The 24,275-nt window shown below is 65.1% G+C and carries 21 protein-coding genes; 11 read left to right on the top strand and 10 right to left on the bottom strand.

Annotation, left to right across the window (positions count from 1 at the left end; translation table 11 throughout):
* Positions 1-42: 42 nt before the first annotated feature.
* Entirely contained in the window at positions 43-429 is a 387-nt protein-coding gene (locus tag J7E83_RS00165) for a DUF1844 domain-containing protein (RefSeq protein ID WP_214958410.1), read from the bottom strand.
* 385 nt (positions 430-814) lie between these two features.
* Between J7E83_RS00165 and infC the strand changes: the two genes are divergently transcribed.
* From infC to J7E83_RS00145, 4 genes are all read left to right on the top strand, one after another.
* Positions 815-1,873, top strand: a complete 1,059-nt coding sequence (gene infC, locus J7E83_RS00160; RefSeq protein WP_311379542.1) for a translation initiation factor IF-3 — start codon at positions 815-817, stop codon at positions 1,871-1,873.
* A gap of 117 nt (positions 1,874-1,990) precedes the next feature.
* Complete coding sequence (gene rpmI / locus J7E83_RS00155; protein WP_009358635.1) at positions 1,991-2,185, top strand: 50S ribosomal protein L35; 195 nt, start codon at positions 1,991-1,993, stop codon at positions 2,183-2,185.
* Positions 2,186-2,303: 118 nt separating this feature from the next.
* Positions 2,304-2,756, top strand: coding sequence for a 50S ribosomal protein L20 (gene rplT, locus J7E83_RS00150; RefSeq protein WP_214958409.1), 453 nt, complete (start codon positions 2,304-2,306; stop codon positions 2,754-2,756).
* Positions 2,757-2,822: 66 nt separating this feature from the next.
* Positions 2,823-3,734 (top strand): RNA methyltransferase, encoded by a 912-nt coding sequence (locus tag J7E83_RS00145; protein ID WP_214958408.1) that lies wholly within the window; start codon positions 2,823-2,825, stop codon positions 3,732-3,734.
* 175 nt (positions 3,735-3,909) lie between these two features.
* Here J7E83_RS00145 and J7E83_RS00140 read toward each other — a convergent pair whose 3' ends face one another.
* The gene (locus J7E83_RS00140; RefSeq protein WP_214958407.1) at positions 3,910-4,188 is read right to left on the bottom strand and encodes a GlsB/YeaQ/YmgE family stress response membrane protein; all 279 of its coding nucleotides are present in this window, start codon (positions 4,186-4,188) and stop codon (positions 3,910-3,912) included.
* 201 nt (positions 4,189-4,389) lie between these two features.
* On the opposite strand from J7E83_RS00140, the gene J7E83_RS00135 reads away from it, so the two are divergent.
* Positions 4,390-5,355 carry a cation diffusion facilitator family transporter gene (locus J7E83_RS00135; RefSeq protein ID WP_214958406.1) on the top strand — a complete coding sequence of 322 codons (966 nt, stop codon included), beginning with the start codon at positions 4,390-4,392 and terminating at the stop codon, positions 5,353-5,355.
* A gap of 28 nt (positions 5,356-5,383) precedes the next feature.
* On the opposite strand, the gene J7E83_RS00130 is transcribed toward J7E83_RS00135, so the two are convergent.
* Positions 5,384-6,592 (bottom strand): MFS transporter, encoded by a 1,209-nt coding sequence (locus J7E83_RS00130; protein WP_214958405.1) that lies wholly within the window; start codon positions 6,590-6,592, stop codon positions 5,384-5,386.
* A 176-nt stretch (positions 6,593-6,768) separates the two neighbouring features.
* Here J7E83_RS00130 and J7E83_RS00125 point away from each other — a divergent pair, with 176 nt between their 5' ends.
* Complete coding sequence (locus J7E83_RS00125; RefSeq protein WP_214958404.1) at positions 6,769-7,248, top strand: (deoxy)nucleoside triphosphate pyrophosphohydrolase; 480 nt, start codon at positions 6,769-6,771, stop codon at positions 7,246-7,248.
* Between the two features lie 28 nt (positions 7,249-7,276).
* On the opposite strand, the gene J7E83_RS00120 is transcribed toward J7E83_RS00125, so the two are convergent.
* The 3 genes from J7E83_RS00120 to J7E83_RS00110 form a co-directional block, all read right to left on the bottom strand.
* Positions 7,277-8,401 carry an Rv2578c family radical SAM protein gene (locus J7E83_RS00120; protein ID WP_214958403.1) on the bottom strand — a complete coding sequence of 375 codons (1,125 nt, stop codon included), beginning with the start codon at positions 8,399-8,401 and terminating at the stop codon, positions 7,277-7,279.
* Between the two features lie 90 nt (positions 8,402-8,491).
* On the bottom strand, positions 8,492-9,133 hold the full coding sequence (locus tag J7E83_RS00115; protein ID WP_214958402.1) for an SIMPL domain-containing protein: 642 nt from the start codon (positions 9,131-9,133) through the stop codon (positions 8,492-8,494).
* Between the two features lie 2 nt (positions 9,134-9,135).
* On the bottom strand, positions 9,136-9,618 hold the full coding sequence (locus J7E83_RS00110) for a hypothetical protein (protein WP_251043256.1): 483 nt from the start codon (positions 9,616-9,618) through the stop codon (positions 9,136-9,138).
* Between the two features lie 211 nt (positions 9,619-9,829).
* On the opposite strand from J7E83_RS00110, the gene pheS reads away from it, so the two are divergent.
* From pheS to J7E83_RS00095, 3 genes are read left to right on the top strand one after another with little or no spacing between them, the layout of a single operon-like run.
* The gene (pheS, locus tag J7E83_RS00105; RefSeq protein ID WP_214958401.1) at positions 9,830-10,891 is read left to right on the top strand and encodes a phenylalanine--tRNA ligase subunit alpha; all 1,062 of its coding nucleotides are present in this window, start codon (positions 9,830-9,832) and stop codon (positions 10,889-10,891) included.
* 2 nt (positions 10,892-10,893) lie between these two features.
* Positions 10,894-13,437, top strand: a complete 2,544-nt coding sequence (gene pheT / locus J7E83_RS00100) for a phenylalanine--tRNA ligase subunit beta (RefSeq protein ID WP_214958400.1) — start codon at positions 10,894-10,896, stop codon at positions 13,435-13,437.
* A 9-nt stretch (positions 13,438-13,446) separates the two neighbouring features.
* Positions 13,447-14,115 carry a 4'-phosphopantetheinyl transferase superfamily protein gene (locus J7E83_RS00095; RefSeq protein ID WP_214958399.1) on the top strand — a complete coding sequence of 223 codons (669 nt, stop codon included), beginning with the start codon at positions 13,447-13,449 and terminating at the stop codon, positions 14,113-14,115.
* A 9-nt stretch (positions 14,116-14,124) separates the two neighbouring features.
* Here the strand turns inward: J7E83_RS00095 and J7E83_RS00090 are convergent, their stop codons facing one another.
* The 4 genes from J7E83_RS00090 to J7E83_RS00075 form a co-directional block, all read right to left on the bottom strand.
* Positions 14,125-15,504, bottom strand: coding sequence for a M1 family metallopeptidase (locus tag J7E83_RS00090; RefSeq protein WP_214958398.1), 1,380 nt, complete (start codon positions 15,502-15,504; stop codon positions 14,125-14,127).
* A 92-nt stretch (positions 15,505-15,596) separates the two neighbouring features.
* The gene (locus tag J7E83_RS00085) at positions 15,597-19,547 is read right to left on the bottom strand and encodes a Pls/PosA family non-ribosomal peptide synthetase (protein WP_214958397.1); all 3,951 of its coding nucleotides are present in this window, start codon (positions 19,545-19,547) and stop codon (positions 15,597-15,599) included.
* Between the two features lie 174 nt (positions 19,548-19,721).
* Entirely contained in the window at positions 19,722-20,687 is a 966-nt protein-coding gene (locus J7E83_RS00080) for a quinone oxidoreductase (RefSeq protein WP_214958396.1), read from the bottom strand.
* Positions 20,688-20,771: 84 nt separating this feature from the next.
* A complete protein-coding gene (locus J7E83_RS00075) occupies positions 20,772-21,866 on the bottom strand; it encodes an acyl-CoA desaturase (RefSeq protein WP_214958395.1) in 1,095 nt (364 codons plus the stop codon).
* A 170-nt stretch (positions 21,867-22,036) separates the two neighbouring features.
* Here J7E83_RS00075 and argC point away from each other — a divergent pair, with 170 nt between their 5' ends.
* Together argC and argJ are read left to right on the top strand one after the other, a co-directional pair.
* Entirely contained in the window at positions 22,037-23,080 is a 1,044-nt protein-coding gene (gene argC, locus J7E83_RS00070) for an N-acetyl-gamma-glutamyl-phosphate reductase (protein WP_214958394.1), read from the top strand.
* Positions 23,077-24,243, top strand: coding sequence for a bifunctional glutamate N-acetyltransferase/amino-acid acetyltransferase ArgJ (argJ, locus tag J7E83_RS00065; RefSeq protein ID WP_214958393.1), 1,167 nt, complete (start codon positions 23,077-23,079; stop codon positions 24,241-24,243). Before argC ends, argJ begins: the two co-directional genes overlap by 4 nt.
* Positions 24,244-24,275 lie beyond the last annotated feature (32 nt).

The following is a 24,275-nucleotide window of genomic DNA, read 5'->3' as shown; positions in this document are numbered from 1 at the left end:
ACCTGGCTTAACCCGCTGGGAATCTTTATACCCTGTGTGCGCTCAGTTGACGGCACCTGTGTACTTCTCGCCGGGGCCCTTGCCTGGTGCGTCCGGGATGATGGATTCTTCGCGGAAGGCGAGCTGCAGCGACCGCAGGCCATCGCGCAAGGGTCCGGCATGCTGGGAACCGATCTCGGGTGCCGCAGCAGTCACCAGCCCTGCGAGGGCGGTGATGAGCTTGCGGGCCTCATCCAGGTCCTTAAGCTCCTCGGCATTGTCTTCGGCGGCCAGCCCGAGCTTCACTGCTGCTGCGCTCATGAGGTGGACGGCCGCCGTCGTGATGACCTCAATGGCCGGCACTTCGGAGATGTCCCGGATGTGCTGGGTCACGTCACCGTGGGAATCCGCGGGCGCGAAAACATGTGAATTACTCTCTGGGGTGCTCATACTGGTAAGCTTGTCACAGACCGACTGAATGTCGTTATTTGCTGTGTAAGATCCCACCGGCGCCAAGCTGCGTTGTGAGGGATTTTCTCTGTAGAATGGCATGCAGTTTGCAAGCGGAGTTCTCTCCCACCCGCGTCAGCCGATTTCCCGCAGGAAGTGATTCCTGGGAAGCAAGGTTGCCGGGTACCGGTCGGGCATCACCCCAGGCGTAGGCCGGGGAATATGCGTGCAGTCTCCTTTGGAGGCCGTACATCCGATCTTCGAGGCCTTCGATTGCTCCGGCAATTGGGGGCCTTCTCTATTTTGTCGGTGGAATACCCACAACGAACACAGGAGCTTTAACATTAGCGAGCCAAGAATCAATGAGCGTATCCGCGTCCCCGAGGTGCGGCTGGTCGGCCCTGCAGGTGAACAGGTAGGAATCGTCCGTATTGAGGATGCCCTGCGTTTGGCTGCCGAGTCCGATCTTGATCTCGTTGAAGTTGCACCGCAGGCGAAGCCTCCGGTGTGCAAGCTGATGGACTTCGGCAAGTACAAGTACGAGGCCGCCGTCAAGGCACGTGAAGCCCGGAAGAACCAGACCAACACGGTTCTCAAGGAAATCCGCTTCCGCTTGAAGATCGACACCCACGACTACGAGACCAAGCGCGGGCATGCCCTCCGCTTCCTCGGCGCCGGTGACAAGGTGAAGGCGATGATCCAGTTCCGCGGCCGCGAGCAGCAGCGTCCGGAGATGGGCATCCGCCTGCTCCAGCGTTTTGCGGACGACGTCTCCGACGTAGGGGTAGTTGAGTCCAGCCCCCGCATCGATGGCCGCAACATGGTGATGGTCGTGGGGCCGCTGAAGAACAAAGCCGAAGCCAAGGCCGAAGCGCGGCGCGCCACTCAGCGCGCTGAAGCGAAGGCCGAGAACGAAGCCAAGGCATCCGGGCGCATTGATGTTTCCGGCAGCGACCAGGCACCGTTGACCCAGTCCCTGGCTGATCTTCTTCCGGAAGGTTTCGCTATCTCCACAGAGCCGGAGACCGAGGCAGCGGAAACCGATGCAACCGAAACCCAGGCGCCTGCAGCAGTCGAAGCCGCAGCGACCGAAGCCACGGTAGCTGAATCGGCCGCTGAAGTTCCGGCGGTGGAAGCTGCTCCGAAGGAAGCACCCAAGGATACTGCTCCGAAGGAAACTGCACCCAAGGAAGCACCCAGGCAGGCGGCTCCAAAGGCTGCCGCTCCCAAGCGCGAGGCTCCCAAGGCAGCTGCCCCTGCCGTCAAGGCGCCGGAAGCTGCCAAGCCTGCAGCAGCAGCGCCTGCTCCGGCTGCTCCCGCTGTTCCGAGGCCGGCCGCCGTGCCCTCGCCGCCGAAGCCGGTGGCCAGGCCTGCAGCCCCTAAGCCTGCTGCAAGGCCGGCGCCCAAGGCGGCCCCGAAGCCGGCAGGCAAGAAGACCACCTAGTTCAAAGCTGCAGGAGGTTTATCCTCCAGCAGTACGCAACCAGCATGCCGCCCGCAGGGGCGGCTGCACGAAAGAACTGCAGACAGTGTCTGTGGCTACGTAAGGAGATCGGTTTCCATGCCGAAGATGAAGACCCACAGTGGTGCTAAGAAGCGCTTCAAGCTGACCGGCAGCGGCAAGCTGCGCCGCCAGCAGGCCAACCGCCGCCACTACCTTGAGCACAAGTCCTCCAGGCTGACCCGTCGCCTTGCCGGTGACAAGATCGTCTTCAAGGGCGACGCCAAGGTCATCCGGAAGATGCTCGGCATCTAATTTCCAAGTTTTCTGACTGCTTGCCACCCGGCAGCAGTCAACTACCAAAAAGCCTTCTCAGGCCGGCCGGGTTTCCGGCAGTAGACGCTTGGGATCAGAATTCTGAAGGAGTACGCACGTGGCACGTGTGAAGAGGGCGGTAAACGCCCACAAGAAGCGCAGGGTTATCCTCGAACGCGCAAAGGGCTACCGGGGACAGCGTTCACGCCTGTACCGCAAGGCCAAAGAGCAGCTGCTGCACTCGTTTGTGTACAGCTACGGTGACCGTAAGAAGAAGAAGGGTGACTTCCGCCGCCTGTGGATCCAGCGCATCAATGCTGCCTCCCGCGCCAACGGTCTCACCTACAACCGACTGATCCAGGGCCTCAAGGCCGCTGAGGTCGAGGTTGACCGCCGCATGCTGGCCGAGCTGGCCGTCTCGGACGCCAACGCTTTCGCGGCCCTGGTGAACATCGCCAAGGATTCCCTGCCCGCAGACACCTCCGCTCCGGCCGCCCAGGCTGAAGCAGCGCCCAAGGCCGCCAAGGCCCCGAAGGCGAAGGCTGCAACGAAGACTGCAGCTGCCGAGTAGCAACCGGACGCTGCCTGCACTGGCAGCCGTTCAAGGACCGGCGGCAACAGCCACTAAAGTTCTTATATGAACGAAACCGGGCGCCCGCAAGACTTCCCACTATCCAACCCCCGAGCCGATCGGGTCAAGGACGTGGCGAAACTTGCCGGGCGCCCGGCCCGCTTAAAGCGGGAACAGTTCCTGGCAGAGGGCCCGCAGGCCGTGCGCGAAGCCCTGAAGCTGCACCAGCAGCGGATCGCTGCCGGGGCGCCGGGCATTGTGCACGAGGTCTTCGCCAGTGAAGCATGCCTTGACCGTTTCCCGGAATTCGACGAGTTGGCAGAGGGAACCAACGCCAGGCTGGCCACGGACGATGTGCTCGCGGCCATGGCGGACACCGTGAATCCTCAGGGCATCATCGCCGTGTGCAGCTTCGTGGACGTCAGCCTTGAAGAAGTGCTCGACGGCGGGCCACGCCTTATCGCCGTCCTATGCCAGGTCAGGGATCCCGGGAACGCCGGCACTGTACTCCGGGCCGCGGATGCAGCGGGCGCCGACGCTGTGGTCCTGACCGGCTCCAGCGTGGACATCTACAATCCCAAGGCGGTCCGCTCGACCGCCGGTTCCCTTTTCCACCTGCCTGTGGTCCTCGGGGCCGACATCCACGAAGTGGCAGCCGCCTGCAGGGCGCGGGGGATTGGCCTCCTGGCCGCCGACGGCTACGGTGACCTGAACCTCGACATCCTCCAGGACGAAAACGCCGCCCGCCGCCTGGCAGCCTCCACTGCTGAATCGGCTTACGCCCTTGAACGCCCCACCGCATGGCTCTTCGGAAACGAGGCCCAGGGTCTCTCGGAGGCTGAATTGGCGCTGGCAGACCAGCGGGTGGCGGTACCCGTCTACGGCACCGCGGAAAGCCTCAACCTCGGCACGGCGGCCACGGTCTGTTTATACGCCAGTGCACGGTCCCAGCAGGGCAGTGTCTCTGCGCCTGCCTGAGGTCTGCGTCTGCTAGGTACGTGGGTCGCTGGCTAAGGAGATAGTGCGGGCTGGCAGAGTTTGACGGGGCAGAGTTTGATTGCGAAGGCTGGACCGGCAGGGTGTGAAAGGCAAGGGCCCCGGAGTGATCTCCGGGGCCCTTTCTGTATGAATCTTTCAGGTGTGAAATCGGCAATCAGGGTGCGCGTGTGGTCCTGTCGCTGCGTCCCGTGATGGCGCCGTAGACGCCGGCAACTACCAGGCCGCCGATGATCGCAAGGATCCAGGTGCCGAGATCAAAGAAGGCAAGGTCGCCCTTGCCGAACAGGAGGCTTCCAATCCAGCCGCCTACGATCGCACCAACAACGCCGAGTACGAGGCTGGTGACCCAGCCGCCTCCGACCCTACCGGGCATGACGGCCTTAACGATGGCCCCTACGATGAGGCCGAGAATAATCCAAGCAAGAAAACCCATGTCTCCTCCTTCATATTCGTCGGGATTCATTCGTCCCGATTAGTCATCAAGCTAACACACAGCACCCTTATTGTCAGCATGCTTACTGCCCGTGAGAGGTGCGTGTCGGACGTCGCGGCAGGTACGGTATTCATGGGCGGAACCGTTGCCGGCTCTGCATTTTCCCTTACTTATCCGTAATCCTGAAGAGGTGAAGCCTCCGTGGCTGCAAATGGCGGTACCAAGGCGATCGTCGCGGCTCTTGCTGCAAACCTGACCATCGCCGTCCTCAAATTCGTCGCGTTTATCCTGACCCTGTCATCGTCCATGCTGGCGGAGGCCATCCACTCTGTGGCGGACTCCGGCAACCAGTTGCTCCTGCTGATAGGTGGCAAGCGGGCCAGGAAGGAGGCAAGTGCGGAGCACCCGTTCGGGTACGGCCGGGAACGCTACATCTATGCGTTCATTGTGTCGATTGTGCTCTTCAGCGTCGGCGGCCTCTTCGCGCTCTACGAGGCCTGGGGGAAATTGCAGCATCCGCATGGCATCGAAGGTGACTTCTGGTGGGTACCCCTGGCCGTGCTCATTGGGGCCATCGTCGCGGAGTCGTTTTCGTTCCGGACGGCCATCCTGGAGTCCAACCATATCCGGGGAAAGCAGGGCTGGGTGAGTTTCGTCCGCACCGCCAAGCAGCCGGAACTCCCGGTCATTCTGTTGGAGGACCTCGGGGCCCTGCTCGGACTGGCGTTTGCCCTCGTAGGGGTCGGGCTGACGCTCATCACGGGCAATGGAATCTGGGATGCCCTGGGTACCGGCATGATTGGACTGTTGCTGGTGGCCATCGCTGTGGTGCTGGCCGTGGAAACCAAATCCCTGCTGCTGGGTGAGTCGGCGACCCGGGGCGACGTGGCCAAGATCAGCCAGGCCATCGAAGCCGACGGGACCCGCGTCATCCACCTGAAGACTCTCCACCTCGGGCCGGAGGAGCTTCTGGTGGCGGCCAAGATCGCCATCGGCGCCTCCGATACCGGCCGCGACATCGCGGCCGCCATTGACAGTGCCGAGTCACGCATCCGGAGAGCCGTTCCGATTGCCCGGGTCATATACCTGGAACCCGATCTACAGCGCACCGAAGCCTTCAGTCGTGACCACGCGGCCGACGCCAAGCCTCAGGATGCGCAGGCCTGACCTTCGGCGCCCGGCGGCTCCCATGGCGCTAAGTTGGAGCGGCCGGACCATTGCTGACGCTCAAGCCGCTGGCGGCAGCTACGCCCAGGCCCAGGATGGCCAGAACAGCGCCGACCAGGGCCGGTGCAACATAACCCCAGCCCCATGCGATCACCACGCCTCCCAGGAAGGCGCCCAACGCGTTAGCCACATTGAGGGCCGCATGGTTGAGCGATGAGGCCAGCGACGGCGCGTCCGGTGACGCGTCCAAGAGGCGGGTCTGCAAGGCGGGCACGAGCATGCAACCGGCCGCACCGACCACGAACACCATGACAAACGCAGACCATTGCCAGTGGACCGCTACGGCGTAGACCACCAAGGCGACGGCGATGCCCGGAAGGACACGGTAGATGGTCCCCATCACGGACTTGTCGGCGATCCTGCCGCCCACGATGTTGCCGGCCACCATTCCCAGGCCATACAAAGCGACCACGACGGGAAGCAGGGACGACGGGATGCCCGCGACAAAGGTCATAGTGTGGGCAATATAGGTGTAGGTGGCGAAAAAGCCGCCGAAGCCGACGATGCCGATCAGGATGGCCAGCCACACCTGCAGCCGTTTGAGGGCTCCGAGCTCCCGGCGGATGCTCGCCTCAGGATGGGCTTCCTGGAACGGGACAAACTTCCACAGCAGGCCCAGGGTCAGCAGGCCTATTGCTCCCACCAGGACGAAAAGCAGGCGCCAGCCAAAGGCCTGGCCCACCCATGTGGCGAGCGGCACACCGACCACGTTTGAAACTGTCAGGCCGGCCATGACCATGGAGATAGCCCAGCCCCGCCGGGTAGGTGGGACCAATGACGCTGCGATAACCGCTGCTACACCAAAGAACGCTCCGTGCGGGAGCCCTGCCGCGAAGCGGGATATGAGCATGCTGCCATAGTCGGGGGCGATGAACGACGTCAGGTTGGCCAGGCTGAAGAACATCATCAGCCCCAGGGCAAGGTGCTTACGGGGCAGTTTGGCTCCGACTGCGGCCAGCAACGGCGCGCCCACCACGACCCCGAGGGCATAGGCGGAAATCAGATGACCAGCCTCGGGGGTTGTGATGTTGAGTCCCTGCTCCACCTCTTTCAGGAGGCCCATCATGGTGAACTCGGTGACGCCGATGCCGAATCCGCCCATGGCCAGGGAAATGATGGCCGGCGCAACTTTCGCGGTTCGGGTCGTTGGGGTCATGGTCTGGACGGCGCTGCTCATGTGCCTGCTTTTCGGGAAGATGCTGGAAACCGCTGCTGCGGCCGGAATACGTAATAAGTCATATTTTAGTAGCCCATCGGGTGGGAGGTGTTCCGGTGCAGGACGGGACAGGGTTTGGGAGGGGCCGGACGCGGAGAGGGAAGGGCCCTGTCCATTGTCCCCCATACAATGGGGCGGTGACTGGACAGATACTCGTAGTCGGCGGAGCTGTAGTTGACTCCTTGGCGGATCCCAGGCGGCTTCTGGTGGCGCGGCGCACCGCCCCCAAGCAGTTTGCCGGGCTCTGGGAATTTCCTGGCGGAAAAGTTGAAGAGGGTGAGGGGGCGGAGGCAGCTCTCCACCGGGAACTGCGGGAGGAGTTGGGGATAGGGGTTCGGCTGGGGTCTGAGCTGCGCGCCGCCACCGCAGCCGGCTGGCCCCTGAATGAGCGCGCGTCCATGCGGGTCTGGCTGGCGGAAATCTGTGAGGGTGAACCCGTGCCGCTTGAGGATCACGACGAACTGAGATGGATCGGCCTGGGGAAGGGTGATGAAGCTCTCAGCCTTCCCTGGATTCCTGCCGACTTCCCGATTGTCCGGGCACTGTTGGATTCCCTCGGCGCGCGGACGCGTTCGGCTGCCGGCGGATCATCAGGACTCCAGCAGAGCGGCCGCTGAGGGCCGTCAGCTCCTGAGTAAACCAGTCCTAGAAAAGGGTGGGCTGCTCACGTGGGCCGTTGGCGGCGGGCCGGGTAACCCCCGCCGACTGTTGTGCGGTCCCTGGCCCACCTGCCGGGAGGCTGCCGGCAGGGTATTGCGCTTCTTCGCCCCGCGGATCGTCCTCCAGATCGCGGTGGCTGAAGCCAGCGGAACCGGAGAAACCATGGCGCTGCTTGAAGTAGCGGATCTTGCCGCTAAGCCAGTTGCGGTACTCCTTGGAGGCGTAGGACCCGGAGCCGTAGAGCTCCTTATAGCGTCCGGTGAGCTGGGGATGGTGCCTGGCGATCCACTGCATGAACCATTCGCGGGTGCCGGGTTTCAGATACAGGGCGCCGGCGGTGACGCCGGTAGCCCCGGCAGTGGCCAGGGACCTGAACAGGGCCTCGAGGGCGTCGTCGCTGTCTGACAGCCAGGGCAGGATGGGCATGGCCATGACGCCGCAGGGCAGCCCGGCATCCCGGAGGCGCGAGACCAGTTTCAACCTGGCCCTCGGGCCAGGAGTACCCGGCTCCACGGCTTCCGAAAGAGCTTCGTCCGTCATGGCGAGGGATATCCCGACGCCCACCGGCACCTGCGCCGCAGCCCGCTTCAAGAGGGGAATGTCGCGTGCCAGCAGCGTTCCCTTGGTCAGGATGGACAGCGGCGTGCCGGAGTCGGCCAGCGCCGAAATGATGCCGGGCATCAGCTGGTAGCGGCCCTCTGCCCGCTGGTACGGGTCTGTGTTAGTGCCCAGGGCTACCTGGTGGTGTTCCCATGACGGCCTGGCCAGTTCCTTCCTGAGCACTTCCGCGGCATTGACCTTGACCACCACCTGGCTGTCAAAGTCCAGCCCGGCATCAAAGTCCAGGTAGGTGTGGCTCTTGCGCGCAAAGCAGTATACGCAGGCGTGGCTGCAGCCGCGGTATGGGTTAACCGTCCACTCGAACGGCATCCGCGAACCGGCAACCACCTTGTTGAGCACCGATTTGGCAGTGACCTCATGGAAAGTGATGCCAGCGAACTCGGGAGTGGTGACGGAGCGAACCAATCCGGCGAGGGGGAGCAGGGCTGGTGAAGAGCTTGCTGCCTCATCGGCGGGCCGCGGCATCAGTGCTTGTGCATCCCATCTCATGACTCTATTCGAAGATATGTTCGAACATATGTCAAGGACCGACGCGCTGCGCCCGGTCGTGGCCAAGTTCAGGCCCGGTGCGGGAGGTCGTCAGTCCTGCAGTGTCCACACCACCACCACACTGGCGCCAATACTTGCGTGGCCAACTTCTACGTTGATGGATTCGACGGCGGCGGCCCGTTGGATCCGGGTCAGCGGAAGAGGCCCCGGCGCATCGGCGTGCTCGGCAACGGATACGACTGCGCCAAGCCGGGCCGACGCCAGGGCCGCAAACTGTTCCGCCGCGGCAAGGGCATCCTGCCACGCCGCTTCCCGGGCGCGGGCCTTGACCGATCCCTCATCGGAAAAGCCGAGCTCAAGGCCGTTGAGTCGCACGGCATCACCGCCAGCCCCAACGAGTGCCGCAATCACCGCGGACGCAGCGGCCACCTCGCGGAGGCGCGCAGTGAGCACGCTCGACGCCACGTAACCGGAGACACGCTGGCCCTCCCCGTCGCGCCAGACGAGCTCGGGCCGGACGTTCAACCCGGACGTCCGAATGTCGGCATCCGATACACGGTGCTGCCGGAGCGCAGCCGACACAGCGGCGGACGCTGCGCCTGCGTCAGCGTAGGCCTCGCCCACACTGTCCCGCCGGCATTCGACGCCTACGGAAATCGTCAGCAGGTCAGGCGGCGCCTCGGCCATTCCCGTTCCCGTCACGGTGATAGTCCTGGTGTTCGTCTCTGCCATGGTCAAACCTCGATTCCACCGGCGCCGCGGGGATCCGGCCTTGGATTGCTGATGTCAACGTAGCCGCCGGCCTCCAGGCCGGCCAGCCGTTCAAAGAAGTTCGCTGACGCCGGGTTGCCCGTGCGCAGCTGCGACCAGGCTGCAGCGAGGAAATAGAGCGGGAGGAAAGGGAACCCCAGGCACCACGCATATTGCGTGCAGTGCTTTTCCTCGTGGCCCAGCAGGGTCGGATTGGATGTCAGCTGTGCTTTTCCGGCGCGGCAGATCACGACGTTGCCTACTGTGAAGGCGCCGGCGAAAGGGATGCGCCAGCGGTAGCCGGAGGCGATGACCAGGCCGCCCGGGCCTCGGCTGACGGCAGTGCGTGCCGCCCGGGCAAGAGCGAGGCCCAGGACTGTGGTGCCGTTAGCCAGATTGGCGAGCTGTCGTATCCGCTGTCCCGGCGTCAACGGCTGTTCTACCCGCGGGCGCTGCCGCTGTGTCATGAGGCCATGGTAGCCGGGGGGTTCAATTAGACTGGGGATAGTGGCCCCCGGACTTGTCCCGGTGTGCCCTGACCTGGTCACTGAGTGCATGCATCCAGCATGGATCCACAAAGTGACCTGCCAGTGACGGAAGCGCTGCCGGGAAACCGCGCACGGCTGCCCTGGTCATTGAGGTAATTCATCAGCCCCGACTCGTAGCTAAGAACAGTAGATGACTGAAACTTTGCCGGGCGCCGCCATCCCGAACCCTCTGGATGAAGCCGCCATCACTGCCGCCGTAGACCATGCCATCGCCGCGATTGCCGGCGCTGTCTCCCTTGACGAACTCAAGGCGGTGAGGCTTGCGCATACCGGCGAGAAGTCCCCGCTCAGCCTCGCCAACCGCGAGATCGGTGGTCTGCCGAAGGACCAGAAAGCCGTTGCCGGGAAGCTCATGGGGTCGTCCCGGGGACGCGTCAACAAGGCGCTCGCGGACCGCACCGCCGAGCTGGAGGCCGAGAACGACGCCCGGATCCTGGTCGAAGAGACCGTGGACGTCACCGCCGCCCCCCGCCGTCGTCGGGCTGGTGCCCGCCACCCCCTGTCAACGCTCCAGGACCGCGTCGCCGACATCTTCGTGGGCATGGGCTGGGAAATCGCCGAGGGACCGGAGGTCGAATCGGAGTGGTTCAACTTCGATGCGCTGAACTTCAAGCCCGACCACCCCGCCCGCGAAATGCAGGACACGTTCTTCGTGGAGCCGCCGGAAGCCCATCTGTTGATGCGCACGCACACCTCACCGGTGCAGGTCCGCTCCATGCTGGAACGGCAGCTGCCAATTTACGTGCTGTGTCCTGGCAAGGTTTTCCGTACCGATGAGCTGGATGCGACGCACACACCTGTTTTCCACCAGTTCGAGGGCCTTGCCATCGATAAGAGCCTGAGCATGGCTGACCTTCGGGGCACGCTTGAGCACTTTGCCCGGCAGATGTTCGGTGATGAAGCCCAGATTCGGCTCCGCCCCAACTATTTCCCCTTCACCGAGCCCTCAGCCGAGCTGGACATCTGGCACCCGGGTGCCAAGGGCGGACCGCGTTGGATCGAATGGGGCGGCTGCGGCATGGTCAACCCCAACGTGCTCCGCGCAGCGGGCATTGACCCCGATATCTATTCAGGTTTTGCCTTCGGCATGGGCATCGAACGGACACTGATGTTCCGCAACGAGGTAGGCGACATGCGCGACATGATCGAAGGCGACGTACGTTTCAGCGAGCACTTCGGGATGGAGATCTAACAGTGCGTATCCCACTTTCCTGGCTGCGTGAATTTGCGCAGGTACCGGCCGGAGCAACGGCCGAAGACGTGATGGCCGAACTGGTCAAGGTCGGCTTTGAAGAAGAAGCCGTCCACCGCCCCACAGATGCGCTGCAAGGCCCCGTCGTCGTGGGCCAGGTACTGAGCATCATCAAGGAGCCGCAGTCCAACGGCAAGACCATCAACTGGTGCCAGGTCCGCGTTGTGCCTGAGGGCCGGGAGCAGACCCTCACGGGGGACGGCATTGATCCGTCCGGGGTCCAGGGCATCATCTGTGGCGCGCATAACTTCGTTGAGGGCGACAAAGTGGTTGTCACGCTTCCGGGGGCTGTGCTTCCGGGTGACTTCAAGATCTCAGCACGGAAGACCTACGGGCACCTGTCCGCCGGCATGATCGCCTCCGTGAGGGAACTCGGGATCGGCGAGGACCACGACGGCATCCTGGTCCTGTCCCGGATCGGCCTGGACCCGGAAATTGGCACCGACGCGATGGAACTGCTAGGCCTCTACGACGAGGCTGCGGAAATCAATGTCACGCCGGACCGCGGCTACGCGTTCTCCATCCGTGGCGTCGCCCGGGAGTACGCGCACGCTACCGCAACCTCGTTCACGGACCCGGCCTCCACGGTCCAGGCGCCGGCGGAGCTCCTGAACGGCTACGGCGTCAAGCTCAACGACGACGCCCCCATTTACGGCAAGCCGGGGTGCGACCGTTTCGTGGCCCGCACCGTCCGGGACGTGGATGCGACGCGGCCCACACCGGCATGGCTGTCCTCCCGCCTGCGCCTCGCTGGCATCCGTTCCATCTCCCTGCCGGTAGACATTTCCAACTATGTGATGCTTGAGCTGGGACAGCCGCTGCATTTCTACGACCAGGACAAGCTCTCCGGCGACATCGTGGTCCGGCGTGCCGTGGCGGGGGAGAAGCTCACCACCCTTGACGGCAAGGAGCGCGCCCTCGATATCGAGGACCTGCTGATCACGGACGATTCCGGCCCCATCGGCGTTGCCGGTGTCATGGGCGGCGCGTCCACCGAGGTTTCGGACTCTACTGCCACGGTCCTGATCGAGGCCGCCCACTTCGAGGAAGTTTCGATTGCCCGCTCACGGCGGCGCCACAAGCTGCCGTCCGAAGCGTCCAAGCGCTTTGAGCGCGGCGTCGACTGGCAGGTGGCGAACATCGCCGCCCAGCGAGCCGTCGACCTGCTGGTTGAGCTCGCTGGCGGCACCGCAGACGAGGCGGGTACCGACGTCGGGACTGCACCGGACGCCGTCGCCATCCACCTGCCGGCGGCTTTTGCCGCCGAACGGATCGGGATCGACTTCACTGAAGAACAGATCGTCACATCCCTCGAGGACCTAGGCGCGGTCGTGGAGAAGAACGACGGCGGCTGGACAGTTACTGCCCCGAGCTGGCGGAACGACCTCGACACCAAAGAGGACCTCTCCGAAGAGATCGCGCGGCTGGTGGGCTATGACCAGATACCGGCCACGCTGCCGGTGGCACCTCCGGGCCGGGGGCTGACCCGCGTACAGCAGCAACGGCGCCGGCTGATCCAGGCGCTGGCGGATGCGGGCCTGACGGAGGTTCTTGCCTACCCCTTCGTGTCCAAGGCGTCCAACGACACCTTCGGCGCGGCCGAGGCGGGGGCGGAGCGGACGGCCGTCAAGCTTGCCAACCCGATCAGCGAGGAACAGGGCTTCCTGCGGACCTCCATCCTCCCCGGACTGATCGAAGTGGCCAAGCGCAACCACTCCCGCGGCTTCCGCGACCTCGCACTGTTCGAGTCCGGCCTCGTGTTCCTGCCCGGTGACACTGTGGGAACGGCTTCCATTCCGCCGCTCGGCGTCAAGCCCTCCGATGAGGTGCTCGATGCACTGTACGACGGCGTCCCGGACCAGCCGCTGCACCTCGCCGCCGTCCTGACCGGCCATGATTCGCCGGCCGCGGCCGCCCACACTCCCCGTGCGTGGGACTGGGCGGATGCGCTGGACATCGCCCGGCTCGCCGGTGACGTCCTGGGCGTGGAAATCGTGGCCAGCCAAGGCAAGCACCAGGCCTACCATCCCGGCCGCACCGCGCAGCTTTCACTGCGCACCGGCGAAGTGGTGGGCTACGCCGGTGAACTGCATCCCAAGCTACTTGCGGCCTCCGACATGCCGGCCCGTTCCGTTGCACTGGAGATCAACGCGGACGCCCTGTTCGAAGCGGCCGCCGACGTCATTGTTGCCCGCCACATCTCCACCTTCCCGGTGGCGACCCAGGACGTGGCCCTCGTGGTGCCGCGGGAGGTATCGGCGGACGACGTCCTCTCGGCGCTCCGCGAAGGCGCAGGGGAACTCCTGGAGGACGTTGCGCTGTTCGACGTCTATGCCGGCAAGGGCATCGAGGAGGGCAAGAAATCTTTGGCCTTCGGTCTCCGGTTCCGCGCCAATGACCGGACGCTCACCGCGGACGAGGCTTCGGCAGCCCGCGAAAGCGCCGTTGCCCTCGCAGCGGAGCGATTCGATGCGGTCCAGCGGTAGTACCTGACCATGGAGCCCGGACTCGTCCTTCGGGCCGTGCGGACCGGCAGGCAGGAGGGCTTTCCGGGTTCCGGTGACCACCGCGCGGATGCCCTCCTGCTGGAGTCCGTGGAGGCGGCTCGTGCCGCGGCCATGGAACCAGCTTCACGGGAACGCTTCATTGCGGGCAGGGCAGCCCTGCGCCGCTTCGTCGCGGAACTGCTGGATCTGCTGCCTGATGAGCTGGAGTCCTCCTACTCCTGCGCGCGCTGCGGCGCCGGCCCGGGACTGTCCCACGGCAGGCCGGGTTATGCACGCAACGGCGAACAGCTGCCGGTGCTGCTAAGCCTGGCACGGACGCAGGACTGGATTCTGCTTGCAGGACTTACGTCGCCGGCCAAGGGTATGCGGCTGGGGGTGGATGCCGAGGACCCGAACCGGATGGGCTTTGACGGGTTCGACGCCGTGGCCCTGGGAAAGGATGAACGGCTCGCCGTCGCGTCCCTCTCCGGCCCCGCGCTGTTGACTGAGCGCGCCCGTCTGTGGGTCCGGAAAGAGGCGTGGCTCAAGATGACGGGCGAGGGCCTTAGGACGGATCCACGGACGATTGAGGTAGCGAACTTGCCCGGAGTCGCTGACCTCGATTTCACTGACACCGGCCTGCCCCCGGCATTCGCCGCAGCGGCCGCCCTGGGATGAGCCGGCCGGCTAGGCCCGACGCCCCTTGAGAGGCAGCGCAGGAAGGGCTTCTTCAAACAGCCACGGGTGGAGCAGGGCATCCGAATCGATGCCGGCGACCCTGTCAGCCAGGAGTATGAAGTCGGGGGTGGATACGGATCCGTGGCGCCGGGTCCTTGTCCATTCCTGCAGCAGGGCAAAAAAGGCAAGGTCCCCGCAACGGATGCGGAGGGAATGAAGGGCCAGGGCGCCCCGCTTGTAGACCCGGTCATCGAACATGAGGGCAGGACCCGGGTCTCCAATCAGAAGGTCCTGAGCTTCGCCGGAGAGCCCCCGCCATGCCGACGCTGCCCGGTCCTGCAGCGGCATGATGCCGGCGGCCTCTGACCAGATCCACTCGGCATAGCAGGCGAAGCCCTCATGCAGCCAGATGTCGGTCCAGGCATTCAGGGTCAGGGAATTGCCGAACCACTGGTGTGACAATTCATGGGCGATCAGCCGCTGCGCTTCCCAGTCCAGGCCCAAATGGTTGCGGCCAAAGATCGATAGAGTCTGCGCTTCCAGCGGGATTTCCAGCTCGTCATCGGCCACCACCACGCTGTATTCAGCGAAGGGATAGGGTCCGAAACAGTTGATGAACGTCCTCATCATTTCCGGCTGTAGGCGGAGCCCCTGAAGGGCGGCGTCAGTCAGCGCTGCCGGAACAGCCACCCTTTGCAGGACACTGTTGGGGGCTGTTCCGGCGTCAAGGATCAGGGCGTCGTACCGGCCGATCTGGACGGTGGCCAGGTACGTGGCCATGGGCTCTTCCTGCTCGTACGTCCACGTTTCCCTGCTGGACCGACTGGTATGGCCCACCAGCTTTCCGTTGCAGACGGCCCGGTAGTTCGGGTCAGTGGTCACCGATATCCGGTAACTCGCCTTGTTCCGGGGATGGTCGTTGCAGGGGAACCAGGACGGCGCCCCGTCTGGCTGTCCTGCCACCAAAACGCCGTCGCTCAGCTCTTCCCAGCCCACTTCGCCCCACAGGCCACGGCGGGGTGAGGGGTTGCCCTCGTAGCGGATGTCCAGGACGAAGGCGTCGCCCGCGACGAGTGCAGTCTCGAGGTGGACCACAAGTTGTTCCGCGCGCTGGGTGAAGCGCCGGACGCGACGGCCATCGAGGTAGACCTTGCCGGCCCGTAGCCCTGCCAGGTCAAGAACTATCGCGGACGCCGGGCGGGCGGCCACAGCATGCAGGACCGCATGGCCCGCCAGCTTGTTGCTGGACAGCCGATAGTCCAGGTCAAGTTCGTAGCGGGACACGCTGTAGGCGTCCGTACCGTGGTCGGCCACGTACGGATCGGAAGTCCGGCCAGCTTCAGCTGTTCCCAAGACGCTTCCCGAGCTGGTCGATTCTGAAGAACTCATGCTGGTGGGGCCTCAATCACAAACGGTTTCGGACAAGCGGTTTTCTCGTTGCTCTGTGCTCTATTGCTGTGCTCTTTTGCGGTGGCGCGGCTCTATTTCAGGCGTGACACGGGAGCGTCCGGCCCAGCCCACGGGCTCACGGGGTTGCCCATCCAGTACGTCCCTGACGGCACTGTTTCCCCACGCATCACCAGCGAAGCCGGCCCGACGGTTCCGCCACGGCCGATCCTCGCCTGGGGGAGGATGACGCCGTGTGGCCCCAGGGTCGCCCCGTCCTCGAGCGTAACAGGGCCGATACTCATGATGCGGTCGTGGAACAGGTGCGTCTGGACCACGCACCCGCGGTTGACGGTGGAATTCGCGCCGAGGGTCACCAGGTCTGCTTCCGGCAGCCAGTAACTTTCGCACCATGTTCCGGAACCGATTTTGGCACCCAGCCCGCGGAGCCACCACACCAGTGCCGGAGTTCCGGTGGCGGAGCGGGCAAACCAAGGCGCGCTGACCATCTCGATGAACGTATCCACCACCTCGTTGCGCCAGATGAAAGAGCTCCACAGTGGGTGTTCGCCGGCCCTGATCCTGCCCACCAGCAGCCACTTTGCTACCACTGCGCTGGCGGCAGCCACGGCTCCTGCCACCAGGATCACGATGCCGCCGAGCGCAGCGGCCATGCCGTAGTTGAAGGTAGCGGCCAGCCAGTCGAAGGCCAGCAGCACGCCTGCCGCCAGGGAAACCGTCAGCACCACCGGCACGAACCGGCAGGCTTCCCAGAGCGCCCGGGCGAGCCTGAGCCGGGGCGATGGCTGGAACGTCAGGGAGCTGTCCGAGGCAATGGCCGTGCGCCGCAGCCGTACCGGCGGGCTGCCGAGCCATGAAGTACCGGACTTGGCCTTGGACGGCGTTGCGGACAGAACTGCCACCAGCGAGTTCTTGGGCACGTTCCGGCCTGCACCCGTCATGCCTGAGTTCCCGAGGAATGAGCGCTTGCCGATCTTGGCCGGCGCGATCCTCATCCACCCGCCGCCAAGTTCGTAGGAGGCCACCATGGTGTCGTCTGCCAGGAACGCACCCTCCCCGACCGTCGTCATCTTCGGCAGCAGCAGCACGGTGGCGGCTTCGACATTCTTGCCTATTCGAGCTCCGAGCAGGCGCAGCCACACGGGCGTGAAGAGGCTTGCATAGATGGGGAAGAGGAGGTCGCGCGCCAAGTCCAGGATCCGCTCGGTTGCCCAGACCTGCCAGCCGATCCGGCTGCGCGCCCGGTAGTACCCTTCTTTCAGGCCTACACCGAGCAGACGGGTGGCTCCCAGCACCAGCAACAGGTTGACGGCAAACCAGGCCAGGGCAGACAAGGGGATCGATACCAGTACCTGCGGCCAGGCTTCTGAGAGGGAGCTGCTGCCCCTGATGAACAGGAATACGACCAGGCAGCCGGCCGCTGCGGACAGGTAGGGGATCATGGCCAGTACCGCCGAGGCGGCCGCAAATGTTGCAAACCAGAGCCGGCCCGCCAGGGTGCTGCTGACGGGCGCATCAGGCCAGCCGCGCTTGGCCTTGCCTCGGCGCTGGGCCGGGGACCCCGCCACCACTTGCCCGGCCTTGACCTTGCCCAGGACTGCGGAGCCCGGTTCAACCTGGCCTCCCGCTCCGATGCTGGCGCCGGGCATAAGGGTGCTCCGTGCGCCCACGGTCGCACCCGCACCCACGTGGATAGCGCCGATGCGGACGTTGTCTCCGTCGATCCACCAGCCGGAGAGGTCTACTTCGGGCTCGATGTTTGCACCGCTGCCAAGGGAGAGCATGCCCGTCACAGGCGGCAGCGAATGCAGGTGCACGTCGCTGCCGATCTTTGCTCCGAGCGCCCTGGCGTAGTAGGGCACCCACGGAGCGCTGGCGAGGCTCACCGCACCGGACAGGTCCTGGATTTGCTCTGCAAGCCATAGCCGCAGGTGGACCTTCCCCGACCGTGGGTACGTTCCGGGGCCAACCTTTCGCAGCAGGATCCGGGCTGCGGCAACGGAGAGGCCCATGCGGCCGGGCGGGCTCACGAACACCAGCCACGATGCCGCGACCCACCACCACGACACCGTCGGGGCGGCCGTGAACCCAGCCAGCCCGGCAAGGAGGTTGTTGCCCGCCATAAGGTAGGTGAGCCAGCGCATGCCTACAAGGATGTTCAGCGGCACGCCCATGAGCGTCTGGAAGACCTGGGACTTGCCGGCCGTCGGGCGGACGGCGCGTTCCTTTACCGGCCCGGCCGGCGCGCCGTCGGGCAACGACTGGCGGGCCGTATCGATCAAGGCGCCGACCCGCGGAGTTGCATAGATGTCCGCGACGGTGACGGTCGGGTAGCGGAGCCGGAGGACGGAGACGAGCTGGGCCGCGGCGAGCGATCCACCGCCGTGGGCGAAGAAGTCCGCATCGAGGCTGGCTGCTGGACTGCCGAGAACAGCACTCCATTGCTCGACGATCCAGCGGGCGTCGTCGGGAAGGTTCAGCGGAGCATTGTCGGCATCCGCTGCTCCGGCGCCAGGGAGCGGCCAGGGGAGGGCATGCCTGTCCACCTTGCCGCTGGTTTTGGTCGGTAAGGAATCGATGATGGTCAGCAGGGGGATGAGTGCGGCCGGAAGGTTCGCGGCAAGCAGTTGTCGGGCAGCCGCGAGGTCCGGTTCAGCATCCCCGGCAGATGCTATGTATCCCACAAGGATCTGGTTACCGGCTGCAGTAGTTTGCACGGCGGCTGCGGCGCCGGCGACACCAGGCAGAGCCTGCAGTGCCGCGTCGATTTCCCCGAGCTCGATCCGGCGGCCGCCCAGCTTAACCTGTTCGTCGGCGCGGCCCACAAAGACCAGCCCCTCAGGTTCAAAACGGACCAGGTCCCCTGACCTGTAGGCACGGTCCCAGCCAAGTGAAGGCATCGGGGCGTACTTTTCCGCGTCCTTGGCGGGGTCGAGATAGCGTGCCAGCCCGACTCCGCCGATGATGAGTTCACCCACGCAGCCTTCGGGCACAGGAACGCCGCGGGAATCGAGCACAGCAAGGTCCCAGCCATCCAGCGGCAGACCGATCCGGACCGGCCCGGGCCCACCAAGCGCGGCGGCGCAGGCCACCACCGTGGCCTCGGTGGGGCCATAGGTGTTCCACACTTCGCGTCCCTCCACAGCAAGGCGCTCAGCAAGCTCCGGCGGGCACGCCTCGCCGCCGAAGATCAGCAGCCGGACGTTCTCCAACGCCTCTGCCGGCCAGAGAGCGGCGAGTGTGGGAACGGTGGACACCACCGTGATTCCGTGGCTGATGAGCCACGGGCCGAGGTCCATTCCGGTCCGCACCGAGGCGCGGGGCGCCGGGACGAGGCAGGCCCCGTGCCGCCATGCCAGCCACATCTCCTCGCAGGAGGCATCAAAGGCTACGGAGAGACCGGCAAGCACCCTGTCCTGAGGGCCGATGGGCTCGGCCGTCAGGAAGACGCGTGCTTCCGCATCGACAAAGGCAGCCGAAGACCGGTGCGTGACGGCGACGCCCTTGGGGGTGCCGGTGGAACCCGAGGTGAATATCACCCAGGCGTCGTCTGCAGGTGTTGCGGTCCTGGGAGCGGGGAACGGCGCGGGCCGGTCGCCGGCCAGAGTGATACCCATCGCGCTCAGGACGGCGGCCACCCCGGCTTCCCCAAAGACCAGGCGTGCCCGCTCTTCGGGGTCGTCTGCGTCCACAGGGACGTAGGCGGCCCCGATGTGCAGTATCGCCAGGATGGAGATGTACAGCTGGTTGGTCCCTGAAGGAATTCGCACGCCGATCTTGTCACCGGCTCCGAGCCCGGCATCATGCAGTTCCCGGCCGGCGGTCCGCACAGCCGCCACCAGTTGTGCGTAACTCAGGGACTCACGTCCGTCGTCCAGCGCTGATGCATCCGGATAGAGGTCGGCAGTTGCGTGGAGGATATCGGTCAGTGTTCTCGCTGGCGGCGTAGCCGGGGCTCCGGACAGCTGGGGCCGATAGATGGCGTCAGCGTCTGGGCTAAAGGTTCTGAGTTGTTGCTCGGTCACCGGCGCATTCTCTCTGGCCAAGATGAACAGAAAGTGTCGATGGTCTGCCGGCCATCTACCAAGCGTTCGCCCCGCCTCTCTTGAAGCGGAAACCCTGGGAGGCGGAAACCCTGGGAGGCGGAAGCCCTGGGACGGATCGGTACGACAGGGATCCCGCCAAGCGGGCAACGAGATCTAGGGGACCAGCAGGACCTTGCCCGTGGTGCGCCGGCCTTCAAGGTCCTCGTGGGCCTGCCGGGCCTCGGCCAGGGGATAGGTGGCCCCGATCCGGACCTTGAGGCTTCCGTCAGCCGCGGCGTTGAAGATCTCGGTGGAGCGCCAGCGGCGTTCCTGTTGATTCAGGAGGAAGTGTCCCAGCGAAGGACGGGTCAGCGTCAGTGACCCGCCGGCGTTGAGCCGTTGCGGGTCGAAAGCTGGGGCGGGACCGGACGCCGCGCCGAAAAGCACCAGGGAACCCCGGGTGCGCAGGCTGGAAAGGGACCCGTCGAACGTGTCCCGGCCGACGCCGTCGTACACCACGTCCACGCCCTTTCCATCCGTCAGCTCACGGACATGATGGGGGAAGCCGCCGTAGCGCAGCACGTGGTCGGCCCCGGCTTCCCGGGCCAGCTGCTCCTTATTGCCCGTAGAGACCGTGGTGATGACGCGCGCGCCGCGGGCCTTCAGGAGCTGGATTAGGAGCAGCCCGACGCCGCCGGCTCCTGCGTGCACCAGGGCCGTGTGGCCAGGCTCCACCCGAAACGAGGAATTGATCAGGTAGTGGGCTGTCATGCCCTGAAGGGAGAGGGCCGCCGCCGTCAGCTCGTCCACGCCGTCCGGCACGGGGAGGGCCTTCACGGCGTCCACGACGGTGTAACCCGCGTAGCATTTTGAGCCTTCGGCAGTGGCCACCCGGCTGCCCACCGTGAAGTCCTCGACTCCGGAGCCAAGCTGCTCGACCGTTCCCGCTGCCTCGGAGCCCGGCGTGAACGGGAACTCAACCTTGTACGTGCCGCCGCGCTGGTACGTGTCAATGAAGTTGACGCCGGCGGCAGCCACTTTGATGAGCAGTTGGCCAGGGCCGGGAACGGGAGGCTCAACCTCGGCGTACTCCAGTACTTCGGGGCCGCCTTGTTGCCGGGCGACGATTGCATGCGTCATGGATGCTCTCCTCCTCCGGGCGGGATTTCCTGACCCGGATCCTCAAACCATCCTAAGGACACCCCGGCTGAACGCCAGCTTTGCTCAGTAGCGGCGGGTAACCGTGGCCATTGGGCACTCGAAGTGGCGTCCGGCGGCAAGCCCAACGTCATTGAGGTAGCGGACGATGATGCCGTATGACTGCAGCAGCGTCGTTTCCGTGTAGGGGACCTGGTGCTTGCGGCAGTATTCCCGAACGATCGTGGCGGCCTTGTCCAGCTGGGGCCGTGCCATGTCCGGGAAGAGGTGGTGCTCCGCCTGGCGGTTCAGGCCGCCGAGCAGGAAGTCCATGAAAAGGCCGCCCGAGATGTTCCGGGACGTCAGGACCTGGCGGCTGAAGAAGTCCACGCGGCTGTCCGCCGGAAGGACAGGCATGCCCTTGTGGTTCGGGGCGAACGAGGCACCCATGTAGAAACCAAAAACGGCGAGCTGCACGGCGATGAAGGCCACGGCCATACCCGGCGGCAGGAAGGTGAAGGCGAGGACGGGCAGCAGGCTCAGGCGGACAGCGAGGATGGGGATCTCGACCCAGCGGTGGGTGACCTTCGCCCGGCGGATGATGAATCTGACCGAATCGATCTGGAGTCCCAGGCCTACGCCCAGGAGGAGCGGGAAGAAGAACCAGCCCTGTTTGCGGGTCAGAACGGAGGAGAGCCGCCCCTGACGGGCGGCCGCCGCTTCGCTGTGGAAGGCGATGGGGCTTGCGGTGATGTCCGGATCCTTGGAAATCACGTTGGGGTGATTGTGGTGGGCGCCGTGCTTCTGTTCCCACCACGAGTAGCTGATGCCGGCCACTGAGGTGGCCAGCAGCCTCGCGGACCAGTCGTTGGCGCGGCGGGACGCGAAGATCTGGCGGTGCCCGGCCTCGTGGGCCAGGAAGCTCAGCTGGGTGCACAGCACGCCCAGGGCGGCGGCGATCAGGAGCTGGAACCAGCTGTCACCGATCAGGGCGAAACCGAACCAGGTGGCGGCCATCAGAAGCACCAGGCTGGCGAATAAAGTGACGTAGAAACCGACGCGGCGCTCGAGGAGGCCGGCGGCCTTGACGCTCTTCAGCAGTTCTGAATAGCTGAGGACGACGGCGTTGGGCTGGCGGATACGCGATTGAGGGCGTTCGCCAGCAAGGAGAGTGGTGGTCATGTAGCCGGGGCCTCGTAACAGTTACGGGCAACGCTGCAGCCGACACTCGGACTGCACGGTCAGGATCACCCTCTATCCAGCATACGGCAGTGCCATCGGCACTAATCCAGATTCGAGATTTGTGCATAAATATCGGGCGGGATGAATATCTTTGCTGTATGATTCAATGCATGACTATTTCTGTTGCCGTTTCCGGGGCGAGTGGCTACGCCGGAGGAGAAGTGCTGCGTCTCCTGGCGGGGCACCCGGACGTGACCATCGGTGCAATCACAGCGCACAGCAATGCCGGATCCCGCCTGGGCGAGCTGCAGCCCCACCTGCATGGGCTGGCAGACCGGATCCTTGAGGACACTACGGTGGAGAACCTTGCGGGCCACGATGTGGTGTTTCTCGCCCTCCCGCATGGGGCCTCCGCCGAGATCGCAGCGCAGCTCCCCGAGGGCACCGTCGTGATCGACGCGGGAGCTGACCATCGGCTGGAGGATCCGGCGGCATGGGAAAAATTCTACGGCTCGGCCCACGCCGGGAGCTGGCCTTACGGCCTGCCGGAGCTGCCGGGGCAGCGTGACGCCCTCAAGGGCGCCAGCCGCATTGCCGTGCCCGGCTGCTACCCGACGTCGGCCCTCCTGGCGCTGGCTCCCGGATTCGCAGCCAACCTCCTCCAGCCCGACGACGTCGTGATCGTCTCCGCCTCGGGAATGTCAGGTGCGGGCAAGGCAGCGAAAGTGAACCTGATCGGGTCCGAGGTCATGGGCTCGATGAGTCCCTACGGGGTTGGCGGCAGCCATCGCCACACGCCCGAGATCGAGCAGGGACTGTCCAAAGCCGCCGGGGAAAATGTCACCGTTTCCTTCACCCCCACGCTCGCTCCTATGAGCCGCGGCATCCTCACCACTGCGACCGCGAAGGTAAGGCCGCAGGCAGGACGCAGCACCACAGCCGCCGCGCTCCGCCAGGCCTGGGCCGATGCCTACGACGACGAGCCGTTCGTGCACCTTCTGCCCGAAGGCCAATGGCCCGCGACCAAGGCGGTCCAGGGGTCCAACCATGCAGCCATGCAGCTGGCCTTCGACGAGCACACCGGCCGCGTGATTGTCACGTGCGTCATTGACAACCTCACCAAGGGAACTGCCGGCGGAGCCGTCCAGTCGATGAACATCGCGCTCGGCCTCGCGGAAACCGCCGGCCTCAACCTTCAGGGAGTTGCCCCGTGACTGTTACCGCCCCCCTTGGATTCCGGGCTGCCGGCATCACCGCGGGCCTGAAGGCGTCCGGCAAACCGGACTTGGCCCTGGTGGTCAATGACGGACCGTCCAAGGCCGCGGCCGCCGTCTTCACCAGCAACCGGGTGGCCGCGGCGCCGGTCCACTGGTCCCGGCGGGTGGTCTCGGACGGCCGCGTGGATGCCGTCGTGCTGAACTCCGGGGGAGCCAACGCTTGCACCGGCCCTGAAGGATTCCAGAACACCCACAGTACGGCCGAGAAAGTGGCAGCCCTACTGGATATTTCCGCGGTTGACGTCTTCGTCTGCTCCACCGGGCTGATCGGCGAGCAGCTGCCCATGGACAAGATTATCCCCGGCATTGAGGCGGCGTCCGCGGCGCTCAGCACGGACGGTGGTCCGGAGGCCGCTGCCGCCATCATGACCACCGATTCCGTGCCCAAGGCCGCCTTGTTCATCGGCACCGATGGCGACGGCCAGGAATTCACCATCGGTGGCATCGCGAAGGGCGCCGGCATGCTGGCTCCCGGACTGGCCACCATGCTGGTGGTACTCACCACGGATGCCAATATCGAAGCCGAAATGCTCGACGTCGTCCTCCGGGACGCCACCCGGGTCACCTTTGACCGGGCTGACTCCGACGGATGCATGTCCACCAACGACACCGTGGTGCTGTTGGCATCCGGCGCATCCGGCGCCATACCGTCCACCGAGGCGTTCGCCGCCGGCCTCACCCAGGTATGCGCGGAGCTGGCCCGCAAACTGATTGGCGACGCGGAGGGCGCCAGCCATGACATCGCCATCCGCACGTTTAACGCTGCCACTGAGCGGGATGCTGAAACCGTGAGCCGCTCGGTCGCCCGGTCCAATCTTTTCAAGGCTGCCATCTTCGGCAAGGACCCCAATTGGGGCCGCGTCCTGTCGGCCGTCGGCACCACGGACGCCGCGTTTGAGCCGGACCAGCTCAACGTGGCCATGAATGGCATTCAGATCTGCCGCAATGGCAGCATCGGCGATGACCGCAACCTGGTAAACCTGGAGCCGCGCGAGGTCCTGGTGGAGATCGACCTCCAGGCAGGTGCTGCGGAGGCCACCATCTGGACCAACGACCTCACGCACGACTACGTGCACGAAAACAGCGCCTACTCGAGCTAGATCCACCGGCCACCACCCCTGGAGATACTGCA

The sequence above is a fragment of the Arthrobacter sp. ISL-48 genome (assembly GCF_018613805.1).
In the GTDB taxonomy this organism is placed as follows: domain Bacteria; phylum Actinomycetota; class Actinomycetes; order Actinomycetales; family Micrococcaceae; genus Arthrobacter.
The sequence above is the reverse complement of the archived record's forward strand: the minus strand, read 5'-3'. Positions and strand labels throughout refer to the sequence as shown.